Genomic DNA, 20,824 nt, shown 5'->3' with positions numbered 1-20,824 from the left:
CGAATAGGCATCCGTCGCGCAAGATATGTCTGCCGCCTTCCGCACGTTATCCACGCTCGCAGACATCGACGCGTCCCGGCCAAAGGCCAGGATGGGTCGTGAGAGTGCTGACGACGACCGTTTTTTTCCATGCCCTGGCAGAGACCGGCCATATCCTCCTAACGAATCCCGCCAACTAGCCCGGCATCATCCTCGGCGATTGCTCCATCGAAAAATGTCACTGCTTCGGCGGGCACTTCCGCTTGTTTCGCCGCAGCGCAAAAGCCTTCCCCTTTTGCCTCCCAAGCACTAGGTTCTGGCCAACCTGATCAACCCCTTTGCCAGTGATTTCCCCTGACATGACCATCAAAAACGACGTTGTCGAAGCCATCGGCAACACCCCGCTGATCAAGCTCAAGCGTGCTTCCGAACTGACCGGATGCACCATCCTGGGCAAGGCCGAGTTCATGAATCCCGGCCAGTCGGTCAAGGACCGCGCCGGCAAATGGATGATCCTGGAGGCGGAGAAACGCGGCGAGCTCAAGCCGGGGGGCCTCGTGGTGGAAGCGACGGCCGGCAACACGGGCATCGGGCTTGCGGTCGTCGCGAGCGCCCGCGGCTACCGTACGCTGATCGTGATCCCGGAAACGCAGAGCCAGGAGAAGAAGGACTTTTTGAAGCTGTGCGGCGCCGAGCTCCTGGAATCGCCGGCCCTGCCCTATTCCAATCCGAACAACTACCAGCACGTCGGCCGCCGTCTCGCCGACGAACTGCGCAAGACCGAGCCTAATGGCGTGCTGTTCGCCGACCAATGGAACAACCTCGACAATGCGAAGGCGCATTACGAGTCCACCGGCCCCGAGATCTGGGACCAGACCGGCGGCAAGGTCGACGGTTTCGTCTGCTCGGTCGGCAGCGGCGGCACGCTGGCCGGCATCAGCCGCTATCTGAAAGAGAAGAGCAAGGACGTCAGGATCGCCTGCGCTGATCCGCATGGCGCCGGCATGTATGAGTATTTCAGAACGGGCGATGCCAAGGCGACGCCGGGCGGCTCGATCACCGAAGGCATCGGCCTCAACCGGGCGACCGCAATCGTCGAAAGCGCGAAGGTCGATGACGCCTATCTCATTCCCGATGCCGAAGCGGTGACGGTGATCTACGAACTACTCCAGCACGAAGGCCTGTGTCTCGGCGGCTCCACCGGCATCAATATTGCCGGCGCGATGCGTCTTGCAAAGCAGCTCGGACCGGGCAAGACGATCGTCACCGTGCTCTGCGATTCCGGCAGCCGTTACCAGTCGAAGCTGTTCAACGCGGACTTCATGCGCGCCAAGAACCTTCCGGTGCCGGAATGGCTGGAGAAGCGCAGCAACATCAAGCTACCGTTCGTCTAGCCCCAGGTCGATCGCGACGATCCCTGCGACACCCGCGCGAGACGCTCGTTCGATAGCGAGGGCCTGACCTCGCGCGTGCGCGGCGGGAGGGGAGCGCCGTAGGAGCCCTCGCTGTCGCCGGTCGGCCAGAACATGAGCGCGAGCATCAGTACGAGGTTGACGAGCGCGCCGACCGCCGTTGCCTGGTGCTCCCGCCCGATCGCCCAGGCCGGAAACCGGCCCGCGACGACATGATCGACGATCATGAGCGCGAACCAGGCCGGGACCACGCAGACCGGATCCCAGCCGATGTCGCGGATGCGCATCGATTGCAGCGTGAAGGTCGCCACTCCGAAGAAGACGATCGCAGCGATGATCGCCCAGCTCCTGGTGAGGTCTTCCGGCCGGATCGCACTGGGCGAGGTGCTGCGCAGCACGGCCATTGCGATCGCAAAGCAGATCGCCGTCATCACGATCGCAAGCGCGACCGAGGCGAGGAAGAAATGCAGCCGCCCGAGCCGGGCGTTCAAGCCGAAGACGAAACCGAGCATTGGCGCACCCTTTTGGCGCCATAGGCACAGAAACAGCTTTCCGAGCCGTGAACCGGCGCGCCCGTACGCCAGCTCATGGTTTCCGGACGACTAAGCTGGCCTGCGCGATTTGATGCTTCGCCGCGGACGGCAGGGTCAGGCGCCCTCGCCAACCTTCGAAGCCGAGGCACAATAGTCGTGCCAGAACTTGCGATAACCCGCCTCGACCCTTTGCGTGTAGATTTCGACATTGCCGGCGGGCGAACTCGCGATCCGAGCCGGCAACTCCGCGCGCAACTTCGCCAGATGCGCCGGCTGTGTCGCATATCGGCAGGCGATTGCGGCATAGCCGTCGTCGTCCTCTGCGACCCAGTCGTCGAGACCGACGGCAGCCACGATCGAGCCGCCGGCGCGCGACGAGGCGCCGTTGCCGAGCTTGGCCACGACGGGCACGCCCGCGTAGAGCGACTCCCAGGTGCTGACGCCACCGTTTTGCGGGAACGTATCGAGCGATATGTCGACATTCGCAAACGCCAGCAGATGCTCATGACGCGGGGTAGAGCCCAGGCAGATGACATTTTCTTCGGCAATGCCCCGTGCCACGAACCGCGCGACCAGGCTGTCGCGCAGCAAGGGATCGTCGAGTAGAGTATGCTTGATGATGATCCTCGATCCGGTCACCGCTCGCATCACTTTCGACCACACGCGGATGGCCTCGTCCGAGATCTTGTAGATGCGGTTGAACACGCCGAAAGTCACATAGCCGTTGCGGAGCATGGGAAGCTCCGAAGGCGGCACGTCCAGGATCGGATCGGTCGTGATCAGACACGGCAGATCATGAACCTTTTCGGCCAGCAGATGGCGCGCCGACGGCGGAATGAAAATCGGATCCGCAAGCAAATAGTCCATGGTCTGAAGCCCGGTCCCGGTCGCATGTCCGAAACCGGTGACCTGGACGGGAGCCGGCTTCCGCGCGAAAACAGGGAGCCTGTTCCCGGTCGAATGCCCCGAGACATCGATCAGGATATCGACCTTGTCGGCTTGAATGCGATCGGCCAGCTCGTCGTCCGAAAGCTGCCAGGCGTCGACCCAGACGTCCGCCGTCGACTTGAATTGGGCGGTCATCTCGTCTCGTAACGGCGAGCACGAGTAGCAGACGATCTCGAACCTGGCGTGATCATGATGGCGCAGCACCGGCAGCAGGCCGAACGCCGCCGAGTGGTACCAGAACTCGGCAGCGACATATCCGATTACGATCCTTCTGTCCGGATCGAGGTGCCGGGGTGAGAGCTTCCTTTGCGGCAATCTGGCGCCGATCGCGTCCCACCAATGTTTTCGCGCGGCCTGCTGGACCGCGAAATCGGCATCGGAGAGAAAGTCCAGAAAGTAGATCTTCCGCGCGATCAGGTCCGCATGATCAGGCGCCATTGCCAGCGCGGCCTCGAGATGTTCGATCGCGGATGCGATCTCACCCTGTTGTGCAAAACAGGCGCTCAGCAGCGTCATCGCGATCGCGGAGCGCGGATTTTCCTCGAGCAAGGTCGTGCAGGCCAGGATCGCCTGCGCCGTATTCCCTGCGTTGAGCGAGACTTTCGCCTTCCCTTCCAAGGCCACCTCGAGCTTGGGCGAAAGCGCAAGTGCTGCATCAAAATCCGCGGCCGCCCGTTCCGACCGCGACAGCTCGAGATTGAGCCGTCCGCGGTGTGCCAGGGCCTTGGCCGAATTGGGCCTGATCGTGAGCGCCGCTGCGAGCGCGGCTTCCGCCTCATCGTAGTGCTTGAGGTCAATGCTGACCGTGCCTTTGCCGACGAGCGCTTCCGCGTGACGGGGCTGAAACAACAAGGCGCGATCGAAACTTTGCTTGGCGCGGTCGAACCGGTGCAGCGCCAGCTCGGCAATGCCACGGTTGCAAAGCGCGTCGGCAAAGTCCGGCTTCAGCGCAATGGCGCGATCGTACAGTTCGATGGCCTGTTCGGGCAGGCTCAAGTGGAGCAAGGTATTGCCAAGGCTGGTGAGGGCCAGCACGAAATTCGGCTTCAGCGCGATCGCCTTCTCCTGACATGCGCGGGCTGCCTCAAATTGCCTGAGGTCCAGGAGCACGGTCGCGAGATTGTTGTAGGCCTCGTGCGAACGCGGATCGATCGCGATCGCACGCTCGAGCAGCTGTCGCGCCTCCTCGATGCGCCCGCCATGACGCACGCACAGGCCGAGCAGGTGAGTGGCGTCGAAATGATCGGGCACAGCTTGCAGGATCTGGCGGCAGAGAGCATCCGTCTCCGCATATCGGCCCTGGCCATAGGCGCTCGCCGCAGCGGCGATGATGGTGTCCGCCTGCTTCTTCAATTTCTTCTGCAATCGCGCGTTCTGGAATGCGCGCGCGCCGGCGCCGCTGCTCTGCAAGGTATCTCTCCGGAGGATGGCCCGGGAAGAGTCTAGCTGATTCGCAAGCGTCACCGGCCGATCAGCCCGCCCGGCAACATCCGGGATTTCCGGTTGTCAGCGCAGGAACTGGCTCAGGAACAGCTTCGTGCGGGCTGCCTACGCAACGTCGCCGCCTTCGGAGGCGGCGGCACAATAGTCGCGCCAGAACTGGCGATAGCCCGCCTCGACCTCACGCGTGTAGATTTCGACATTGCCGGCGGGCGAAGCTGCGATCTGGGCCGGCAACTCGGCACGCAGCTTCGCCAGATGAGAGGGCTGCGCCGCGTATCTGCAGGCGATCTCGGCGTAGCCCTCGTCATCCTCGGCGACCCAGTCGCCGAGACCGACGGCAGCCACGATGGAGGCGCCGGCGCGCGAGGAGGCCCCGTTGCCGAGCTTGGCTACGACTGGAACGCCCTTGTAGAGCGATTCCCAGGTGCTGATGCCGCCATTCTGCGGGAACGTATCGAGGGAAATATCGACCTTGGCAAAGGCCAGCAGATGGTCGTTGCGCGAGGTCGAGCCCATGCAGGTAATATTCTCTTCGGCAATGCCCAGTGCCACGAAACGCGCGATCAGGCTATCGCGCAGCAAGGGATCGTCGAGCAGACCGTGCTTGAGGATGATCTTGGATCCCGGCATCTCTCGCATCACGCGCGACCAGACACGGATCGCAGCATCCGATATCTTGTAGATGCGGTTAAACACACCGAAGGTAACGTAGCCGTTGCGAAGCATCGGAAGCTCGGAGGGCTGCAGATCCGAGACCGGCTCAATCGTGATCAGGCACGGCAGATCGTGGATTTTCTCGGCAAACAAATGCCGAACCGAGGGCGGAATGAAAATGGGATCCGCGAGCACATAGTCCATGGTCTGAAGGCCCGTGCCTGTCGCGTGTCCGAAGCCCGTGACCTGGATGGGGGCAGGCTTCCGCGCGAAAACAGGGAGCCTGTTACCGGTCGTGTGCCCCGAAACATCGATCAGGATGTCGACATTGTCCGCCTGAATACGATCGGCCAGTTCGTCGTCCGACAGCTGCCAGGCGTTGACCCAGACGTCCGCCAGTGACTTGAACTTGGCGGTGTACTCATCCTGTGTCGGCCAGCAGTAATAGCAGATGATTTCAAATCGGGCGTGATCATGATGATTCAACACCGGCAGCAAGGTGAGCGCCGCCGAGTGTTGCTGGAATTCAGAGGCAACATAGCCGACCACAATCCGCTTTTGGGGATCGAGCGGCCGCTTCGGCAGTTCCCGTCGCGGCAGCTTGGCGCCGATCAAGTCCCACCAATCTCTTCGCACCGCCTGCTGGACCACGAAATCGGCCTCTGCGCGGTAGTCCTGCAAGAAGATCTTGCCCCTGATCGCTTCCGAATAGTCCGGTCTGATCGCCAGCGCAGCATCGAGATATTCGATCGCGGTGTCGATCTCGCCCTGGTGTGAATAAGCGAATCCCATCAGGGCCACTCCGATCTCGGAGCGCGGATTTTGCTCGATCAAGCTCGTGGCGGCCGCAATGGCCTGCGCGGTCTTTCCCTGCAGGAGGCAGGTCTGTGCCTTGCCCCGGAGGGCCAGTTCGAGCTTGGGCGAAATCGCAAGCGCCGCATCGAAATCCGCGAGCGCCTGGTCCAGGCGCGACAGCTCGAAATGGAGCCGCCCGCGCTGGGCCAGGATTCTCGGCGAACCGGGCTTGATCGCGAGCGCCAGGGCAAACTTGGCCGCCGCCTCGTCGTGGTGCCGAAGCTCCATGCTGACCATGCCCTTGCCGACGATTGCCTCCGCGTGATGCGGCTGAAACAGCAGGGCGCGATCGAAACTGTCCTTGGCGCGCGCGAACTGTCCAATCATCATCTCGACCATGCCGCGATTGCAGAACGCGTCGGCACAGTCCGGCTTGGCTTTGATTGCGCGCTCGTGCAGATCGATCGCTTGTCCGAACAGCCCCAAATGCATCAGCGTGTTGCCGAGATTAGTCAGCGCGACCGCGAAATTCGGTTTCAGCGCGATGGCCCTCTCCTGGCACCGCCGCGCCTCTTCGTAGTTGCCGAGGTCGAAATGCACGGTCGCGAGGTTATTGTGGGCATCGTGCAAACGGGGATCGATGGCAATCACGCGCTCAAGCAGCTCTTGCGCCTCCTCCAGGCGCCGGCCGTCATGCGCGCACATGCCGAGCAGGTGCGTAGCATCGACGTGATCCGGAAGCGCTTTGAGGATCTCACTGCAGAGCGTCTCGGTCTCGGCATATCGGCCCCTGGCCATAGGCGGCCGCAGCGGCGGAGAGGACGGCGTCCGCCTGCTTCATCAATTTCTTCTGCAATCGCGCGTTCTGGAATGCGCGCGCGCCGCCGCCGCTGCTCTGCAAGGTGTCTCTCCGGAGGATGGCCCGGGAAGAGTCTAACTGATTCGCAAGCCCGGCCGGCCGGTCGGCTGGCGCGGTGATACCCCCGGGATTTCCCGGGGCTCAGCGCAGTATCTGGTTCAGGAACCACAATAGTCGCGCCAGAACTGGCGGTAAGCCGCTTCGACCTCGCGCGTGTAGAGTCCGACATTGCCGGCGGGCGAAGCTGCGATCCGAGCCGGCAACTCGGCGCGCAACTTCGTCAGATGAGCGGGCTGTGTCGCATATCGGCAGGCGATTGCGGCATAGCCGTCGTCGTCCTCTGCGACCCAGTCGTCGAGCCCGACGGCAGCCACGATCGACCCGCTGGCACGCGAGGAGGCACCGTTGCCGAGCTTGGCGACGACCGGAACGCCCCCATAGAGCGATTCCCAGGTGCTGACGCCGCCGTTTTGCGGGAACGTATCGAGCGAAATGTCGACCTTCGCAAAGGCCAGCAGATGCTCATGACGCGAGGTCGAGCCCAGGCAGACGATGTTCTCCACGGCAACGCCGCGCGCCACGAAACGCGCGACCAGTCTGCCGCGCAGCAAGGGATCGTCAAGCAGGGTATGCTTGATGATAATCTTCGAACCCGTCACCTCGCGCATCACTGTCGACCACACGCTGATGGCCTCGTCCGAGATCTTGTAGATGCGGTTGAACACGCCGAAGGTTACATAGCCGTTGCGGAGCATCGGAGGCTCCGAAGGCGGCACATCCAGGATGGGATCGATCGTGATCAGGCACGGCAGATCATGAACTTTTTCGGCCAGCAGATGACGAGCCGATTGCGGAATGAAGATGGGATCCGCGAACACATGGTCCATGGTCTGAAGGCCGGTACCGGTGGCGTGTCCGAATCCCGTGACCTGGATGGGGGCGGGCTTGCGGGCGAAGACATGGAGCCTGTTGCCGGTCGAATGCCCGGACACGTCGATCAGAATATCGATCCCGTCGGCCTGGATGCGATCGGCCAGTTCGTCGTCCGAAAACTGCCAGGCGTCGACCCATACGTCCGCCGTCGATCTGAATTTGTCGGTCATCTCGTCTCGTAACGGCGAGCACGAGTAGCAAACGATCTCGAACCTGGCGTGATCATGATGGCGCAGCACCGGTAACAGAGCGAACGCTGCCGAGTGGTTCCTGAATTCGGACGCGACATATCCGATCGAGATCCGCTTGTCCGGATCGAGCTTACGAGGCGACAACGCCCGTTGCGGCAATCTGGCGCCGATCGCGTCCCACCAATGTTTTCGCGCGGCCTGCTGGACCGCAAAATCGGCGTCTGGGAGATAGTCCAGAAGGAAGATCTTGCGCCCGATCAAGTCCGCATAGTCCGGCGCGATTGCCAGCCCAGCGTCGAGATGCTCGTGTAGCGCCGTCGCGATCTCTCCCTGGCTCGCATAGCAGGAAGCCAGAAGCGCAATTCCGATGTCGGACCGCGGATTTCCCTCGAGCAATGTCTGGACGGCCGCCATCGCCTCCGCCGTGTTGCCCTTGAGAATGTTGACTTGCGCTTTTCCCTGCAAGGCCACTTCGAGCCTTGGCGAAAGCGCCAGCGCCGCGTCGAAGTCCGCGAGCGCCTGCTCCAGCCGCGACAGATCGAGATTGAGCCGACCGCGCTGCGCGAGAATCTTCGGTGAATCCGGCTTGATCGCGAGCCCTGCTGCGATGGCGGCGGCCGCCTCTTCGTAGTGCCGGAGCTCGATGCACACCATGCCCTTGCCCGCGATCGCCTCCGCATGACGCGGCTGAAACACCAGAGCGCGATCGAAACTCTCCTTGGCGCGCTCGAACTGGCCCTTGATCAGCTCCGCCATGCCGCGATTGCAGAATGCATCGGCATAGTCCGGCTTCAGCCTGATAGCGCGTTCGTGCAGTTCGATCGCCTGCTCGCCGAGGCCGATGTGCAGCAGCGTATTGCCGAGATTGGTCAGAGCGATCGGAGAATTCGGCTTCAGCGCAATGGCCTTCTCCTGGCATGCGCGGGCGTCCTGAAATTTTTGGAGATTGAAATACACGGCCCCGAGATTGCCATGGGCATCGGGCGAACGCGGATCGAGCGCAATCGCGCGCTCGAGCAGCTGTTGCGCCTCGTCGAGCCGCCCGCCATCATACGCGCGCAGGCCGAGCAGGTGTGCGGCGTCGAAATGATCCGGAACTTCCGTCAGAATCTGACGGCAGAGCGTCTCAACCTCCGCATATCTGCCCTGTCCGAGCGCCTGAACCGCGACGGACATAACCGCGTCCGCCTGCTTCTTCAACTTCTTCTGCAATCGCGCGTTCTGGAATGCGCGCGCGCCGGCGCTGCTCTGCAAAGTCTCTCTCCGGAGGATGGCCCGAAAAGAGGCTAGCCGATTCGCATGGTGCCAGGCTGGCGGGGCAGTTAGACCGGCGAGGCCACCGGATCGCAGGTGCTCAGCGCAGGATCTGGCTCAGGAACAGTTTTGTGCGGGCGTGCTGCGGGGCCGCGAAGAACTCGTTGGGCGTGTTGGCCTCGATGATCTGGCCGGCGTCCATGAACACCACGCGGTTGGCGACTTCGCGGGCAAAGCCCATCTCGTGCGTGACGACCAGCATGGTCATGCCCTCCTCGGCGAGGTCGACCATGGTATCGAGCACTTCCTTGACCATTTCGGGGTCCAGCGCCGAGGTCGGCTCGTCGAACAGCATCACCTTCGGGTTCATCGTCAGCGCGCGGGCGATCGCGACGCGTTGCTGCTGACCGCCGGACATCTGCCCCGGAAACTTGTTGGCCTGGTGCGGGATCTTGACCCGCTCCAGAAACTTCATCGCCGCCTCCTCGGCGTCCTTCTTGGGGATGTTGCGCACCCAGATCGGCGCCAGCGTGCAATTGTCCAGCACGGTCAGGTGCGGGAACAAGTTGAAGCTTTGGAACACCATGCCGACTTCGCGCCGCACGGCGTCGACGTGCTTGAGGTTCGGCCCGAGCTCGATACCGTCAACGACGATCTCGCCCTCCTGGAATTCCTCCAGCGCGTTGATACAGCGGATCAGCGTCGACTTACCCGAGCCTGAAGGGCCGCAGATCACGATGCGCTCGCCCTTGCGGACCTCGAGGTCGATGTCGCGCAGTACGTGAAACTCGCCGTACCATTTGTTCAGGCCGGAAATCTTGACGATGGAGTCGGACATGGTGAGCTCGATCAGTTGCGGCGGTGAGCGTTGAGGCGGTGTTCGACGAAGAGCGAGTAGCGCGACATCCCAAAGCAGAAGATGAAGTAGATGATCCCGGCGAAGGCAAAACCGGTGAACGCGGTCGACGGCGACGACCATTTCGGGTCCGAGAACGACGCCCGCAGCGAGCCCAGGAGATCGAACAGCGCCACGATCGAGACCAGCGAAGTGTCCTTGAACAGCGAAATGAAGCTGTTGACGAGGTTCGGAATGACGTGGCGCAGCGCCTGCGGCAGCACGATCAGCGAGTTCGTCTTCCACCAGGACAGCCCCAGCGCCGCAGCCGCCTCGCCCTGCCCCCGCGGGATCGCGGCCAGCCCGCCGCGGACGTTCTCGGCCTGATAGGCGCCTGTGAACAGCGCGATGCCGATCAGCGCGCGGACGAGACCATCGACCGTGAAATTACCGGGCAGGAACAGCGGCAGCATGTAGGTAGCGAAGAACAGCACGGTGATCAGCGGCACGCCGCGCCAGAACTCGATGAAGGCGATCGAGAATATCCGGATCAGCGGAATGGTCGAGCGTCGCCCAAGCGCCAGCGCAATGCCGATCGGCAGCGAGGTGACGATGCCGGTGACGGAGACCACCAGCGTCACCAGAAGCCCGCCCCACAAATTCGTCGTGACGATCGGCAGTCCGCCGTGATCGAGCCCCATCAGCTCGATGACGATCGCGATGGCGACGAAGGTCGCGATGCTGGATGTCAGGGCCCGCACGCCGGTGCGAACGCCGCCGCCGAGAACGAAGGCGATCAGCGAGACGATCGCGGCCGTGATGGCGAAATCGACCCAGACCGACTGGCCTGTCCCCTGGAGCTGGTCGCGCAGCCAGGTCAGCGGAAAGATCAGCCAGTAGATCGCAGTACCAACAAGCACGATGAAATTGCCGACGACCCACAACAGCGGCGCGGCAGCGGACGTCTTGCCGAGACCGAGCAGAGCCTGCCCGGCGCCGATGATGCTGTCGTCGAACAATTGCAGCAGGTCGGCTGTCGAACTCAGGCCAAATCCCTTGATGCCGCCGCCGTGCAGCAGAAAGAATGCAACCACTGGAAACGCGAAGAAGAACAGGCCGGCGTTCAGGCCTTTCGACGGCAGCCGCGGAATGAGCAACGGCAACAACAGGACCACCGCCAGGACGAGCGTGAGGTTGACCCGCCAGCGTTCGGCCTCGGGGTAGAAGCCGTAGATCAGTTGCGGCAGCTTGGCCTGGATATAGGGCCAGCAGGCGCCGACCGCAAAGCCGGCGTTCTCTGCGAGGCAGGCCGTGCGATCCTTGCCGGTCCAGACTGCATCGACCACCAGGAACCTGACGGAAGGAATGATGGTGAACCAGAGCAGCAAGGCGCCGACGATCGTAAGCAGGACGTTGGTCGGCGAGTTGAACAGGCGCGTCCGCACGAGGCCGATGAAGCCCGTGGTCTTCACCGGCGCGGGGCGCTCATCGAGAAGGTCCTGGCGGACGAAGCTGGGCGAGGCGATATCGCTCATGCGCCGAGACTCCGGCTGACGCGCCAACCGTAGACGCTCATGATAGCGCTGGTGATCAGCGAGATCAGGAGATAGACGCCCATCGTCATGGCGATGATCTCGATGGCCTGCCCGGTCTGGCTCAGCGACGTGCCGGCGAACACGGAGACGAGGTCAGGATAGCCGATCGCGACGGCCAGCGACGAATTCTTGGTGAGATTGAGGTACTGGTTGGTCAGCGGCGGAACGATGACGCGCATCGCCTGCGGCACGACGACCAGGCGAAGCGTGGTGCCGCGGCTCAGGCCCAGCGACGATCCCGCTTCCATCTGTCCGCTGTGGACGGAGAGGATGCCCGCGCGCACGATCTCGGCGATGAAGGCGGCGGTATAGGTCGACAAGGCCAATGTCAGCGCCACGAACTCGGGGATGATCCGCGAGCCGCCCGCGAAATTGAAGCCCTTGAGCTGCGGCAACTCGAAGGTGAAGGGCAGACCTGATATCAGCATGGTGACGAGCGGCAGCCCGAACAGCAGTCCCAGCACATAAGGCCAGATCCGGATCATCTGTCCCCGCTGAAACAGCGCCCGGCGCGCATAGACGCGCAACGCCAGCGAAGCCACGATGCCGAATACCAGCACCGCCAGGAACGCCTCGAAGCCGCTCTCGCCGATCGGGCGGGGAATGACGAGGCCGCGATTGCTGACGAAGGCGATGCCGAACAGCGAAATGCTCTGCCGCGGATTGGGCAAGGCCGCGAGCACCGCCAGGTACCAGAACAGGATCTGGAATAGCAGCGGCAGGTTGCGGATCACCTCGACATAGATCTCGCCGACGCGCGCCACGAGCCAGTTGGGCGACAGCCGGCACAGCGCGACGATGAAGCCGATCAGGGTAGCAAAGACGATGCCCACCACCGAGACCACGAGCGTGTTGAGAAGCCCGACCACGAACACGCGCAGGAACGTGTCCGAGCCGGTATACGAGATCAGTGTCTGATTGACATCGAAACCGGCATTGTTCCCGAGGAAGCCGAAGCCAGCGGCAATGTGCTGGTTCTCGAGGTTGGCGCGAGCGTTGGAGACGATTTCATAGGCAATCCAGCCCAGGACCGCGGCGAAGGCAAACTGGACGGCGATGCCGTTCCAGCCTGTCTTGCCGCCCAGCACGCGCCTGATCTTCAGCGCGATCTGGGGCGGCGGTTTGCGAGCCTCGGTGCTCATCGCCGCTGCCAGTGGGTCAAGCGGGATCAGCGGATCGGCGGCGCGTACTGGAGACCGCCCTTGTTCCAGAGATTGTTGAGACCCCGATTGATGGCGAGCGGCGAGCCCGCGCCGACGTTGCGGTCGAACACTTCGCCGTAATTGCCGACGGCTTTCACGATGCGCACCACCCAGTCCTTGGTCAGGCCGAGCTGCTCACCGAAATTGCCGTCGGTGCCGAGGACGCGCTTCATCTCCGGATTTTCCAGCTTCGCCTTCTCGTCGACGTTCTTCGCGGTCACGCCGAGCTCTTCGGCGGTGATCATGGCAAACAGCGTCCATTTCACGATGTCGAACCATTGGTCGTCGCCGTGGCGCACCATCGGTCCGAGCGGCTCCTTCGAGATGATTTCCGGAAGCACCATGTGATCGCCGGGATTGGCAAGCTTCAGGCGGTTGGCGTACAGGCCCGACTGGTCGGTGGTGAAGACGTCGCAGCGTCCGGCCTCATAGGCCTTGACCGTTTCGTCGTTGGTGCCGAATGCGATCACCTCGTACTTCATGTTGTTGGCCTTGAAGTAGTCGGCGAGATTCTGCTCGGTGGTGGTGCCGGTCTGGACGCAGACCGAGGCGCTGTTGAGCTCGAGCGCAGAATTCACCTTGAGCGACTTCTTCACCATGAAGCCCTGCCCGTCATAATAGGTCACGCCGGTGAAGTTGGCGCCGAGCGAGGTGTCGCGCGAGATGGTCCAGGTGGTGTTGCGCGACAGCACGTCGACTTCGCCGGATTGCAGCGCCGTGAAGCGGTCCTTGGCGGAGAGCGGCACGTACTTGACCTTGGTCGGATCGTTGAAGATCGCCCCGGCGATCGCGCGGCAGACGTCGACGTCAAGCCCGGTCCAGTTGCCCTTGTCGTCGGGCGAGGAGAAGCCGGGCAGACCCTGGCTGACGCCGCAGGACAGCATGCCCCGGTCCTTGATGGTCTTGAGCGTTTGCGCATCGGCGGCTTGGGCAGTCAGGCCGGCGGCGAGAGCAAGAGTGAGAGCCAAGGTTACGCGTTTCATGGGCTTTAGGCCTTTCAAAGTCGTCTCAAGGTCTGGAACGTTGTCTTTGGGATCGTCTCTGCCAGGGCTAGCCGTATCAAGACCAGCCTTGCAAGAGTCATGCTGGAAAACCAAGAATCATGCTGGAAAACCTTGCCGATCACTCGCCGATCCCGGGAGGCCCATACCTTAATCCCCGCCGAAAGGCGCCCGCCGTTATGGCTGTGGCGCAAGGCCCGGTCAGGCGATGGATCGAAGCTCGCGGCAGGCCCCTCAACATGCAGCGACTGAATAGCACGTACGCATCTCAGAACGACTGGCGAGCCGGGTCAAGGGGTTGACGGGACTCTTCTGTGTTCTGTTATTAACGAGGGCGGCCCCCGGCCGTCCCGTCAGGCGCCGAGCGCCGAGCGGAAACGCGGTTTTGAAAGCAGACGCATGGATTCCTCGCACCCCTCCGAACAACACGCCGAGACCCGGCTGGTCACCTCCGGCCGCGACACCAAGGCGCAGAAGGGGTTCGTCAACCCGCCGGTCTTCCACGGCTCGACCGTGCTCTATCCGACCGCCGAGGACCTGCATGCTCATCGCGGCGAGTTCCAGTACGGCCGGCACGGCACGCCGACCACCCGAGCGTTCCAGGAGACCCTGATGGCGCTGGAGGGGCCGCAATGCGCCGGGGTCGGCATCGTGCCGTCCGGGCTGTCGGCGATCTCCACCACCCTGCTCTCGGTGCTGAAGGCCGGCGACCACATTCTGGTCTGCGACAACGTCTATCGGCCCTCGCGCAATTTCTGCAACGGCATGCTCACCCGCTTCGGCATCGAGACCACCTACTTCGATCCGATGATCGGCGCCGGCATCGACAAGCTGTTCAAGCCCAACACAAGCGCGGTGCTGGTCGAGGCGCCCGGCTCGCAATCGTTCGAGATGCCGGACATCCGTGCCATCGCAGAGGTCGCACATGCCCGCGGCGCGCTCGTCATCGACGATAACACCTGGGCGACGCCGCTCTATCACCGCTCGCTCGAGCAGGGCGTCGACATCAGCATGCAGGCCGCCACCAAATATGTCGGCGGCCATTCCGACATCATGTTCGGCACCATCTCGGCCAATGCCAAGGCCTGGCCGCAGATCGCCGAAGGCATCCGCCTGCTCGGCGTCTGCGCCGGCCCCGATGACGTCTTCCTGGCGCTGCGCGGCCTGCGCACGCTGTCGGTGCGCCTGGCGCAGCATCATCGCTCCGGGCTCGACATGGCGCGCTGGCTTGCGAGCCGTCCCGAGGTCGCCCGCGTGCTGCATCCGGCGTTAGAGACCGATCCGGGCCATGCGATCTGGAAGCGCGATTTCACCGGCGCGTCTGGCCTGTTCAGCATCGTCTTGAAGCCGGCGCCGCAGAAGGCGGTCGACACCATGCTCGACACGCTCAAGCTCTTCGGCATGGGCTTCTCCTGGGGCGGCTTCGAGAGCCTGGTGATTCCCTTCGATTGCGACACCTATCGCACTGCCACGAAATGGTCGCCGGGCGGCCCGACGCTGCGTCTGCACATCGGGCTCGAAAGCGTCGACGACCTCAAGGCCGATCTCGATCGCGGCTTCGCTGCCCTCAAGGCAGCAATGTGAGCCTGCTCACAAGGCATCGCGCCTCGGGACGCGGCAATCGCGCGCCGGCGGACGCGTCAACCCGCGCCGGGGGAACGTGCAACCGACGCAAACGTTAACGCCGATGCGCCAACAAGGGGTTTGATCCGCTGGCGTTTGGCGTTAGCCTCACCGATCGACTCTAATCCGGACTCGGAGCATGGGAACGTTGGTTCTGCTCGATCTGATGGGCGGCGTTGCGCTGCTGCTGTGGGGCCTGCACATGGTCCACAGCGGGATTTTGCGCGCCTTCGGCCCCGACCTGCGGCGACTGCTGGGCAAGGCGCTCAGCAACCGCTTCAGCGCGTTTGCCGCCGGTCTCGGCCTCACCGCCCTGCTCCAGAGCAGTACGGCAACCGCGCTGATCACCAGCTCGTTTGCGGCCGAAGGCCTCGTCAGCGTCGCCGCCGCGCTCGCCATCATGTTGGGGGCCAATGTCGGCACGACGCTGATCGTGCAGGTGCTGTCGTTCAATATCGCGGCCGTCGCACCCGTCCTGTTCGTGCTCGGGCTCGTCGCCTTCCGCGCCGGCCCGCGGTCGCGGATCAAGGATATCGGCCGTGTCCTCATCGGTCTCGGACTGATGCTGCTGTCGCTGCACATCCTGCTCGACACGCTGGCGCCCGCGGAGAACGCGCCGGGTGTTCGTGCCATGATGTCGGCGATCACGGGCGATCCCGTGCTTTGCATCGTCATCGCCGCGCTCGTGACCTGGGCGGTACATTCGAGCGTCGCCAGCGTGCTGCTGATCATGTCGCTGGCGTATTCGCAGTTCATCACGCCCTATGCGGCGCTGGCCCTGGTGTTAGGGGCCAATCTTGGCAGCGCCATCAACCCCGTGTTCGAAGGCACCAGGCGCGACGATGCCGCGAGCTACCGCCTGCCGGTCGGCAATCTCGTCAACCGCGTGATCGGGATTGCACTGGTACTGCCGTTCCTCGGCACGATCGCCGAGCACATGCATGCCTGGCAGCCGGATCTCGCCAAGATGACGGCGGCCTTCCACATCGCCTTCAACGTCGGCACAGCCGTCATCTTCATCGGCCTGCTCGACACCATGTCGCGTCTCCTGACCCGGCTGCTGCCCGATCGCGTCAAGGAAGACGATCCGGCCCGGCCGCGCTATCTCGACGAATCGGCCCTGGAGACGCCGTCACTGGCGCTCGCCGACGCGGCGCGTGAGGCCTTGCGCATGGGCGATTTCGTCGAGGTGATGCTGCGCAAGGTGATGGCGGCGATGATGACCGGCGACCGCGCGCTGGTCGACCAGGTCTCTAAGTCGGACAATGTCGTCGACGGCCTCGACGAAGCCATCAAGCTCTACGTGACGAAATTGATGCGGGGCAGCCTCGACGAGAGCGAGGGCCGGCGGGCGATGGAGATCATCTCCTTCGCCATCAATCTGGAACATATCGGCGACATCATCGACAAGAGTCTGAGCGAACTCGCCACCAAGAAGATCAAGCGTCGCTTTCAGTTCTCGCCCGAGGGCGCCGAGGAGCTCGCCGCCTTCCACAAGCGCACGATGGACTCGCTGCGCATCGCCTTCGGCATCTTCATGTCGGGCGACGCCAACGAGGCGCGCAAGCTGCTGGTCGAGAAGACGGCGCTGCGCAACACCGAGCTTGCCGCAGTCGAGCGCCACCTCGACCGCCTGCGCGAGGGCCGCCCCGAGACCCTCGAGACCACGTCGCTGCATCTCGACGTGCTGCGCGATTTGCGCCGCATCCATTCGCACATCTGCTCGGTCGCCTATCCCGTGCTCGACGCGGCGGGCGAGCCTTATCGCAGGCACGAAGCAGATACCGCCGCCCTGCCCGCAGCAGATGCGGCGTCGGCGTTGCCGCGCTAGTCGCCTCGGATCAGCGCTCCAGCGTCTGTGAGCCGCGGCCGCGGTTCTTGATGATCAGCATGATGTTGCGGATATAGATGATGGTCGCGAGCGCCTGGCCGAGGATGATGACCGGCTCGCGCTTGACGACGCCATAGACCAGCGTCATCAGCCCGCCGCCCATGGAGCAGAACCAGAACGCCATCGGCACCACGCTGTTGCCGGCGCGCTCGCTCGCGATCCATTGCACCAGAAAGCGCGCGGTGAAGAACAGCTGCGCGACGAGGCCGAACGCCAGCCAGAAATCGAACTTGGCGACGAAGACGTCGTAGAGATAATTGTTCAACGCCTGACCGTACTGGATGATCATGCTTGCACCTCAGACACATCCGGCGTCGGCTTCTTGCGGCGGATCAGCCACCACACGCCCACGAGATCCATGATGCCGATCCACAGCCGGTCGAAGAAACCGTAATTGGGACACGCCGGAATGGCGCGGCCGGTCGATCACGTCGACATAGGCGATCTCAAAACCCTCGCGGCGCACCAGCGCCGGCAGGAAGCGATGCAGCCCGTCGAAGTAGGGCATCATCAGGAACACCTCGCGCCGGAACGCCTTCAATCCGCAGCCGGTGTCGCGCGTACCGTCCTTCAGGATCGCGTTGCGAACGCCGTTGGCGACGCGCGACTGGAATTTCTTGAAGCCGGTATCCTTGCGGCCGACGCGTTGTCCCGCGGCCAGTCCGACCTTGCTACCCTTCTCGACCGCCGCGATCAGGTCGGGCAGGAAAGCCGGATTGTTCTGGCCGTCGCCGTCGAGCGTCGCCACGATGGCGCCGCGCGCGGCGCGCACGCCGCTGCGCACTGCCGCCGATTGACCGCCCGATTTGGCATGACGAAGCTGCCGCAGATTGTCCCGCCGCTGCATGATGGCAGCGAGCCGGTCGCCGGTCGCATCCGTCGAGCCGTCATTGACGTAGATGATCTCATAGGCCCAGCGGCCATCGAGCGCCGTGCCGATCTCCGCGATCAGCGGTGCGATATTGTCGGCTTCGTTACGCACGGGGACGACGATGGAAACCGAAGGCTGGGACGACAAATCGAAGCTCGTGGTTGGAATGGGCTTGGCTCGGGAACCGGCGGTCCCGGCAGGCAGCCGCTTTTATGGGGCGGATGCCCCGTGGGCAACCCTTTTGAGGCGACCCGAGACCGCCCCTGCAAGAGGCACAATGGTGCCGTCGGAACGGATGGCAAAGCCGAGCCTGCGGGCCGCGAACCAGTAGCGCACCGCCATGGCGCCGACCATGCCGACCAGGGCGCCGGCCACCACGTCACTCGGGTGATGCGCGAGCAGCACCAGCCGCGTCAGCAGGATCACGATTGCGTAAGTGAACATGAACACGCGCAGGCGCGGCCACAGCGCCGAGACCGCAAACGCCAGCGCGAACGCCGTCACCGCATGACTCGACGGCAGGCTGGCATAGGCCCCCGTCCCCTCGAACGGGATGAAATTGAACGGATTGGCCTTGCCGCCGACGAACGGACGTCCGCGACCGATGAGATATTTCAGAATCTCGGCGACGAATACGGACAGGGCAACAGAGAGAAACATGAACTGCAGCCGCGTGCCGAGGCCGAGCAGTAACGTGCGGCGGGTACCGTGCCATCCCGCTGCAACCAGCGCCAGGACCACCTGCGCCCCCCCGAGCACCGAGAGCACATACTCGTCCTTGCCGAAATCGGTGAGGATGCGGATAGGCCACAGGCCGGGCGCGCCACGCGCCGGCATCAGCTGGATCTCGGTCTGATCGAACGCGAGCATCAGCACGATGACCAGGGCTGCGCCGGCCGCGCTGAGCCATAGCGAATGCCGCGCCAGCTTTCGTGCGGCCTCGGCGCGGCGCGAATGCGAGGGGGTACGCACGAGTTGCGCCAGGGCGCGCCCCGACGCCGCGAGCAATTGCGCGGGATAGCTCGGGCGCGGCGCGATGTCGGTTGGTGCCGGCATCCTCTACTCGGTGCCATCCGAGCGGAAGATCGAGATCGAGATCGCGCGCCCTTGCGAGAAATTATAGCCGTCGATGCGCGTGCCAACCTTGTAGCGCAGCCCGATCGCCTCGGCGCGCTGCACGAAGCCGCGCTCAGAACGCTGCTCGACCAGCGCGAAACGGCAGCTCCCCTGCCGCAGGAAATCCGCCGCGCCCGAACCGTCGGTGAGCAGCGTCTGCGTGCCGGTCAGGAAGACGAGGCTGGGCTCGTGATAGCCGGCCGCGGCCGCCTTCGGCCCGACGCAGGTGACGTTGCGAAGTGCGCGTGCGACCTCGATGCTCGGAAACACCGGCGTCAGCGACGGCAGCACGATGCCGTAGACCACGACCGCCAGCATCAGGGCTGCGACCAGCGCGTTGAGCAGCGAGCGTTCGGCGTGGTTGTTGTCGTGAAGCCACCAGGCGAACAGCCCGAAGATCAGCGAGGCCGCGCATGAATGGCCAGGCCACGAAGGCCGGCTGCCGCGTCAGCATCACCGCGCCGACAACGGCGATGATCGAGCCGGCCACCGGAATCGCGAACCACCAGGCCGAGCCGCGCATCAACCAGGACCAAGACAGCACGCGCCGCTCCAGCGCGCCGACGGTGAGGATCGCGATCGCAGGGTACAGCGGCAGCACGTAATGCGGCAGCTTGGTCAGCACCGCCTCGAACACGATCCAGGACGGGACCAGCCAGGCCAGCAGGAATTGTGCGCCGGGCTCGCGCCGCGCGCGCCAGACTGCGGGCGCCGCCATCGCTGCCAGCGGCGCTCCAGGCCAGAACGTGATCCAGAACAGCACCAGGTACAGTCCAGGCGGCGCGCCGTGGGATTCCTGGGCGCCTAACTTGCTCAGCATGTCGCCACCGACGGAATCGGCGAAGAAAGCATCGCCCGCGCGCCAGAAGATCGCGACGAACCAGGGCAGCACCAGCACCAGCATCCACATCAGGCCCCAGAGCGGACGCAGCTTCCATAGCCAGGAGGCATCGCGGTCCTGGATCGCGAGCGCGACGATGGTCAGGCCTGCGAACATCAGGATCAACGGGCCCTTGATCAGGATGCCGACGGCGAGCGCGGTCCAGAAGATCGCGGGCCAGCGCCAGGGCGGATGCGTCTCGTCCTCGGCGCGCTGCCACGACAGATAGGCCCGCGCCATCGCGCCCATGGCGGCGACCACGCAGAACAGCAGCATCGCGTCGGTTTTCGCGAGCCGCGCCTCGACGCCGAGCAGCACGGAGGCGCTCATCAGCAGCGCGGCAAGCACCGCGGCGCGCCGCGTGACGAAGCCGAGCGCCGTCCAGTAGGTCATGAGCACGGCGCCGATCGCGCCGATCAGCGAGGGGAGCCGGTACACCCAGATGCGCAATTCGGCCCGCGGCAGACCGAGCGCCGACGCCGTCTCGACCGCGGCCGATTGCAGCCAGTAGATGCCGACCGGCTTCTTGTAGCGGACGTCTTCCTGGAAGCGGATGTCGACATAATCGCCGCTCTCGACCATCTGCTTGGTCGCTTGCGCAAAGCGCGCCTCGTCGCGGTCAACCGGCGGAATCGTGAAGAAGCCCGGCAGGAACAGCAGCAACGCGCAAACCAAAAGGAAGCCGACCGCGCGGGCATGGCTGGCCGTGGCGATGTCGAACATGGACACGAGCCGGCTACCCGGATTCACCGGGGATTTCGGCTCGCGGGGAGCTCCGAAACGGGGTGTTGGGTAGGTCTCGGCCATTG

General features: G+C 63.9%; 12 protein-coding genes and 3 pseudogenes. 3 read left to right on the top strand and 12 right to left on the bottom strand.

The window, feature by feature from the left end; translation table 11 throughout:
* The first annotated feature begins 338 nt into the window (after window positions 1–338).
* Complete coding sequence (locus tag ACVWW3_RS10880; protein ID WP_247353443.1) at window positions 339–1,373, top strand: cysteine synthase A; 1,035 nt, start codon at window positions 339–341, stop codon at window positions 1,371–1,373.
* Here the strand turns inward: ACVWW3_RS10880 and ACVWW3_RS10875 are convergent.
* The 8 genes and pseudogenes from ACVWW3_RS10875 to ACVWW3_RS10840 all read right to left on the bottom strand — a co-directional run bounded on the left by ACVWW3_RS10875 (window position 1,370) and on the right by ACVWW3_RS10840 (window position 13,616).
* Complete coding sequence (locus ACVWW3_RS10875) at window positions 1,370–1,903, bottom strand: DUF805 domain-containing protein (RefSeq protein WP_247445674.1); 534 nt, start codon at window positions 1,901–1,903, stop codon at window positions 1,370–1,372. The two genes, ACVWW3_RS10880 and ACVWW3_RS10875, sit on opposite strands and share 4 nt — an antisense overlap.
* Before the next feature lie 135 nt (window positions 1,904–2,038).
* Complete coding sequence (locus ACVWW3_RS10870) at window positions 2,039–4,282, bottom strand: O-linked N-acetylglucosamine transferase family protein (protein WP_456650061.1); 2,244 nt, start codon at window positions 4,280–4,282, stop codon at window positions 2,039–2,041.
* 138 nt (window positions 4,283–4,420) lie between these two features.
* Window positions 4,421–6,665 (bottom strand): annotated as a pseudogene (locus ACVWW3_RS10865) (O-linked N-acetylglucosamine transferase, SPINDLY family protein).
* 116 nt (window positions 6,666–6,781) lie between these two features.
* Window positions 6,782–9,001, bottom strand: coding sequence for an O-linked N-acetylglucosamine transferase family protein (locus ACVWW3_RS10860; protein WP_456671957.1), 2,220 nt, complete (start codon window positions 8,999–9,001; stop codon window positions 6,782–6,784).
* A 100-nt stretch (window positions 9,002–9,101) separates the two neighbouring features.
* Window positions 9,102–9,839, bottom strand: coding sequence for an amino acid ABC transporter ATP-binding protein (locus ACVWW3_RS10855; protein ID WP_249811694.1), 738 nt, complete (start codon window positions 9,837–9,839; stop codon window positions 9,102–9,104).
* A gap of 11 nt (window positions 9,840–9,850) precedes the next feature.
* Entirely contained in the window at window positions 9,851–11,371 is a 1,521-nt protein-coding gene (locus ACVWW3_RS10850) for an amino acid ABC transporter permease (RefSeq protein WP_456671956.1), read from the bottom strand.
* Entirely contained in the window at window positions 11,368–12,573 is a 1,206-nt protein-coding gene (locus ACVWW3_RS10845) for an amino acid ABC transporter permease (protein ID WP_354050621.1), read from the bottom strand. Before ACVWW3_RS10845 ends, ACVWW3_RS10850 begins: the two co-directional genes overlap by 4 nt.
* Before the next feature lie 26 nt (window positions 12,574–12,599).
* Window positions 12,600–13,616, bottom strand: coding sequence for an amino acid ABC transporter substrate-binding protein (locus ACVWW3_RS10840; RefSeq protein ID WP_247353457.1), 1,017 nt, complete (start codon window positions 13,614–13,616; stop codon window positions 12,600–12,602).
* A 417-nt stretch (window positions 13,617–14,033) separates the two neighbouring features.
* Between ACVWW3_RS10840 and metC the strand changes: the two genes are divergently transcribed.
* Both metC and ACVWW3_RS10830 read left to right on the top strand, forming a co-directional pair.
* On the top strand, window positions 14,034–15,218 hold the full coding sequence (metC, locus tag ACVWW3_RS10835; RefSeq protein ID WP_456650063.1) for a cystathionine beta-lyase: 1,185 nt from the start codon (window positions 14,034–14,036) through the stop codon (window positions 15,216–15,218).
* Window positions 15,219–15,396: 178 nt separating this feature from the next.
* Window positions 15,397–17,088, top strand: a complete 1,692-nt coding sequence (locus ACVWW3_RS10830; protein ID WP_456650064.1) for a Na/Pi cotransporter family protein — start codon at window positions 15,397–15,399, stop codon at window positions 17,086–17,088.
* Between the two features lie 10 nt (window positions 17,089–17,098).
* Here ACVWW3_RS10830 and ACVWW3_RS10825 read toward each other — a convergent pair whose 3' ends face one another.
* From ACVWW3_RS10825 to ACVWW3_RS10810, 4 genes and pseudogenes are all read right to left on the bottom strand, one after another.
* Window positions 17,099–17,437: a lipid-A-disaccharide synthase N-terminal domain-containing protein gene (locus ACVWW3_RS10825; protein ID WP_247353463.1), complete on the bottom strand. Its 339-nt coding sequence runs from the start codon at window positions 17,435–17,437 to the stop codon at window positions 17,099–17,101.
* Window positions 17,434–18,166, bottom strand: a pseudogene (locus ACVWW3_RS10820) (glycosyltransferase family 2 protein). The gene ACVWW3_RS10825 and the pseudogene ACVWW3_RS10820 overlap by 4 nt, the downstream one beginning before the upstream one ends.
* A gap of 63 nt (window positions 18,167–18,229) precedes the next feature.
* Complete coding sequence (locus ACVWW3_RS10815) at window positions 18,230–19,075, bottom strand: phosphatase PAP2 family protein (RefSeq protein ID WP_456650065.1); 846 nt, start codon at window positions 19,073–19,075, stop codon at window positions 18,230–18,232.
* A gap of 3 nt (window positions 19,076–19,078) precedes the next feature.
* Window positions 19,079–20,822: pseudogene (locus ACVWW3_RS10810) on the bottom strand (ArnT family glycosyltransferase).
* Window positions 20,823–20,824: the final 2 nt, after the last annotated feature.

This window comes from Bradyrhizobium sp. LM2.9, assembly GCF_054056555.1.
Note: the sequence above shows the minus strand (reverse complement) of the source record. Positions and strands in the feature narration are given on the sequence as shown.

Coding starts and splice junctions, on each gene's coding strand:
- ACVWW3_RS10815 (WP_456650065.1), bottom strand. CDS start 19,075: ATGCCGGCACCAACCGACATCGCGCCGCGCCCGAGCTATCCCGCGCAA.
- ACVWW3_RS10840 (WP_247353457.1), bottom strand. CDS start 13,616: ATGAAACGCGTAACCTTGGCTCTCACTCTTGCTCTCGCCGCCGGCCTG.
- ACVWW3_RS10830 (WP_456650064.1), top strand. CDS start 15,397: ATGGGAACGTTGGTTCTGCTCGATCTGATGGGCGGCGTTGCGCTGCTG.
- ACVWW3_RS10850 (WP_456671956.1), bottom strand. CDS start 11,371: ATGAGCGATATCGCCTCGCCCAGCTTCGTCCGCCAGGACCTTCTCGAT.
- ACVWW3_RS10875 (WP_247445674.1), bottom strand. CDS start 1,903: ATGCTCGGTTTCGTCTTCGGCTTGAACGCCCGGCTCGGGCGGCTGCAT.
- metC (WP_456650063.1), top strand. CDS start 14,034: ATGGATTCCTCGCACCCCTCCGAACAACACGCCGAGACCCGGCTGGTC.
- ACVWW3_RS10855 (WP_249811694.1), bottom strand. CDS start 9,839: ATGTCCGACTCCATCGTCAAGATTTCCGGCCTGAACAAATGGTACGGC.
- ACVWW3_RS10825 (WP_247353463.1), bottom strand. CDS start 17,437: ATGATCATCCAGTACGGTCAGGCGTTGAACAATTATCTCTACGACGTC.
- ACVWW3_RS10845 (WP_354050621.1), bottom strand. CDS start 12,573: ATGAGCACCGAGGCTCGCAAACCGCCGCCCCAGATCGCGCTGAAGATC.
- ACVWW3_RS10880 (WP_247353443.1), top strand. CDS start 339: ATGACCATCAAAAACGACGTTGTCGAAGCCATCGGCAACACCCCGCTG.